Origin of the sequence: Tabrizicola sp. (genome assembly GCF_036781545.1) — a bacterium.
GTDB lineage: Bacteria > Pseudomonadota > Alphaproteobacteria > Rhodobacterales > Rhodobacteraceae > Tabrizicola.
Genome location: NZ_DAIQAT010000260.1, coordinates 1 through 3,057, shown reverse-complemented (window position 1 = coordinate 3,057; position 3,057 = coordinate 1). Strand labels below are relative to the sequence as shown.

The window sequence follows — 3,057 nt, the reverse complement described above, 5'->3', positions numbered from 1 at the left end:
GCCTCCAGCCAGCGCAGGTCGCGTTCGGCGGCGGCTTCGGGCAGCTTGTCCAGCCGGTCGGGGCGGGCCTTCAGGGCGGCAAGGTCGGCCTGGCGTTGCGCGATCCGGTCGTGCAGCGCAGCCAGCCCGCGCGGGGTCACGATGTTCGGGCCGGGGGGCACGGGAAGCTCCGGCAGATCGGGACGGTCGTTCCCGGCGTCTTCGTTGACGAAAGCACGGCTCATTTCAGGATCACTTCCAGCGGGTCGTAATGCGCGGCCCCGGCGCCCCAGGCGGCGTCGGGCAGGCTGTCTGGCTTGAAACGGACATGCCCGGCGGCAAGCTCCACGCGCGAGAAGAAGCGGCGGTCGGTGACGACGCCCTCGGGATCGACCCAGCTGTCGTCCAGATCCCCGTCCTCCAGCGTGCAGCGGAAGAAGAGGTCGATCTGGTGAAAGCCGGTATCGGGGTCGTGGAATTCGTTGACCAGCACCGGAGGGCCAACCGCGATGGTCAGGCCGGTTTCCTCCATCACCTCTCGCGCGAGGTTCTGCGGCAGCGACTGCCCGGCCTCGCAGCCGCCACCGGGCGCACACCAGAGGCCGAGCCGCGCGCCGGGGTAGGCGTTGACCAGCAAGAGCCGGTCCTCGTGCAGGATCAGCGCGCGGGCGGCAAGTCGGGGGGTGGCGAGGCGGGGTTTCAGGCGGGCCATGCCCACAGGCTTGCGTGGCGCGGGGCGGTTTGTCCAGTGGCCCTTCCGCACGGCGCGCGGAAGGGCGGGGGTCAGGCGGCGAGGGGCTTCAGCGCGGACCCCGACCGTTCGGACCAGAGGAGCCAGCTGGAGGCGGCAAGGATCATCGCCACGCCCAGCCAGAGCGGACCCTCGGGCAGGTAGCCGAAGACGGCCCAGCCGACCACCACGTTCGAGATCAGCTTGATGTCGTCGAAGGGCTGGACGAAGGCGGCATCGGCGGCGGCATAGGCCAGTGTCAGCAGATGCTGCGCGAGGAAGACCAGCGCACCGCCCGCAAGGAGCCAGACCAGCACCCAGCCCGCGGGCCATTCGAACCCCGCATGCAGCGAAATCGCGCCGTTGATCGGGGTCAGAAGGACCAGAAGCCACAAAGTCACCGTCTCGGGCCGCTCGGTCATGGTCAGGCGCTTGGTCATCAGCGAGGCGGTGGCCCAGAGGATCGCGGCCCCCACGGGATAGAGCGCGGTTAGGGTGAACCCTGACTCCCACGGGCGCAACAGAACCATCGCCCCGGCAAAGCCCAGAGCAGCGGCGCCCCAACGGGTGAGGTCGACCCGCTCGCCCAGAAACAGGGCGGCGCCCAGCAACACGAAGAAGGGCGAGGTCATCACCAAGGCGATCACCTGCCAGATCGGCGTGCCATGCGCCAGCGCCATGACGAAGGCCTGCACGCCAAGCGCCGAGACGATCACCCGGACCAGATGCAGGCCGGGCCGCGCGGTCTTCAGCCCGGCAAGCCCGTGGCGGCGCAGGAAGGGCAGCGCCAGCACCAGCGCGATGGCGTATTGCCAGAAGCTGTCGGATTGCGGGCGAAAGCCCAGGCGGCTGGTGATGATCTGCGTCAGCGCATTGGCCAGCGCGAAGCAGAGACCCGCGCCGACCATCATGGCTGCAGCGCGGAGGGGGAATGACTGACTCATGGCGTCTCCTTTCACGACCCGATCAGTCAGGGGAAAACGCGTCCGCCCGTCCGGTGACGGGGAAACCATCGCTCTCTCTCATCCGGACTTTCACCGTCGGCCCCGGAGTTCCACCGGATCTGCTGACCCCCTGCCATTTGGTGCAGGGGCGCTCGCGGGCTGTCACCGCCGGTGGGGAGTTGCACCCCGCCCTGAGAACGCCGGAAAGACCCGGCCCGGCATGGCTAGCAGGCGTCTCGCAGGGGGGCAAGGGGCGCGGGGCGCAGGCGGGCGGTGCGGTCATGCACCAAGAGGCGCAGGGTAACGCTGCGTCCGATTCCGCCGTCGGGGGCAATCCGGACTTGCCGCAGGGATTGCGGCGACCCAAAGTCCGGCCATGTGGCTGACCGGACCCTTCGCCCGCTTCCTGCCCGCCCCCGCGACCGAGGAGGGCGCCGGGTTGGCCGATGCCGTCGTGCTGCTGCATGGCCTTGCGCGGACCGACGCCTCGCTTGCGCCCATGGCGATGGCCCTGAAGGCGGGGGGATTCCGGGTTCTGAACTGGTCCTACCCCTCGACCAAGGCCCCGCCCGAGGTGCTGGCCGAGGCGGTCGGGCAGGCGGTGGCCAAGGTGCAGCCGGGTCGGGTGCATTTCGTCACCCATTCGATGGGCGGCATCCTTCTGCGCGACTGGCTGTCCCGGCATCACCCGGCGCAGATGGGCCGCGTGGTGATGCTCGCGCCCCCGAACCACGGATCGGAACTGGTGGACCGGCTGGGCGACAACCCGGTCTTCAGCATGGTCAACGGCGCGGCGGGCAAGACGCTGGGCACCGGACCGAAGAGCTGGCCGAACAGCCTGCCGCCGGCGGATTATCCCCTGGGCATCATCGCGGGCACGCGGTCGCTGAACCCGGTGTGGAACGCGATGCTGCCGGGGCCGAACGACGGCAAGGTGACGGTGGAAAGCACAAAGCTGGACGGCATGGCCGACCATCTGGTGATGCCCGTGACCCATACCTTCATGATGGTGAACCCGGTGGTCATCCGGCAGGTTCTGGCTTTTCTGCGCGTGGGGCGGTTCGACCCTTCGCTGACGCTTTCGACGGTCGTGAAAGAGACTTTTCAGGCGGTGCAGTCTGGCTGACGACCTCCGGCGTGCCGGTGTCGGGCCTGCCCCGCTCCAGTTGCTTGCGGCCCAGCGCGGCCAGCTCCTCGTATTGCCGGACGAAGGCGGCAAGCTCGCGTTCCTCCAGTTCTTCCAGGTCGAGAAGCGAGAGATGCGCGCCCCTGGTGGCGCGGATCAACTCGTCCAGCTTCAGCTGCATGGCGGTGGTGTCGCGGTTCTGGGTGTTCTGGATCAGGAACACCATGAGGAAGGTGACGATGGTGGTGCCGGTGTTGATCACCAGCTGCCAGGTGTCG

General features: G+C 68.8%; 4 protein-coding genes, 1 pseudogene and 1 riboswitch. Of the genes and pseudogenes, 1 reads left to right on the top strand and 4 read right to left on the bottom strand.

All coding sequences use genetic code 11. The features are described 5' to 3' along the window. The 3 genes and pseudogenes from V7Q39_RS20365 to V7Q39_RS20355 all read right to left on the bottom strand — a co-directional run. Positions 1–224: pseudogene (locus V7Q39_RS20365) on the bottom strand (GreA/GreB family elongation factor); the annotation flags it as partial. After that, positions 221–691 carry an NUDIX hydrolase gene (locus tag V7Q39_RS20360; protein ID WP_333818437.1) on the bottom strand — a complete coding sequence of 157 codons (471 nt, stop codon included), beginning with the start codon at positions 689–691 and terminating at the stop codon, positions 221–223. The pseudogene V7Q39_RS20365 and the gene V7Q39_RS20360, both read right to left, overlap by 4 nt. Before the next feature lie 71 nt (positions 692–762). Then, positions 763–1,653: a DMT family transporter gene (locus V7Q39_RS20355; RefSeq protein WP_333818436.1), complete on the bottom strand. Its 891-nt coding sequence runs from the start codon at positions 1,651–1,653 to the stop codon at positions 763–765. 66 nt (positions 1,654–1,719) lie between these two features. Next, positions 1,720–1,856, bottom strand: a riboswitch (FMN riboswitch). Between the two features lie 173 nt (positions 1,857–2,029). Here V7Q39_RS20355 and V7Q39_RS20350 point away from each other — a divergent pair. After that, positions 2,030–2,779 carry an alpha/beta fold hydrolase gene (locus V7Q39_RS20350; RefSeq protein ID WP_333818435.1) on the top strand — a complete coding sequence of 250 codons (750 nt, stop codon included), beginning with the start codon at positions 2,030–2,032 and terminating at the stop codon, positions 2,777–2,779. On the opposite strand, the gene V7Q39_RS20345 is transcribed toward V7Q39_RS20350, so the two are convergent. After that, positions 2,676–3,057 (bottom strand): low affinity iron permease family protein (locus V7Q39_RS20345; protein WP_333818434.1); only part of this gene is annotated, 382 nt, incomplete at its 5' end. The two genes, V7Q39_RS20350 and V7Q39_RS20345, sit on opposite strands and share 104 nt — an antisense overlap.

Bases quoted from the DNA above. Each gene is read 5' to 3' on its own strand.
- V7Q39_RS20360 (WP_333818437.1), bottom strand. From the start codon at position 691: ATGGCCCGCCTGAAACCCCGCCTCGCCACCCCCCGACTTGCCGCCCGC.
- V7Q39_RS20355 (WP_333818436.1), bottom strand. From the start codon at position 1,653: ATGAGTCAGTCATTCCCCCTCCGCGCTGCAGCCATGATGGTCGGCGCG.
- V7Q39_RS20350 (WP_333818435.1), top strand. From the start codon at position 2,030: ATGTGGCTGACCGGACCCTTCGCCCGCTTCCTGCCCGCCCCCGCGACC.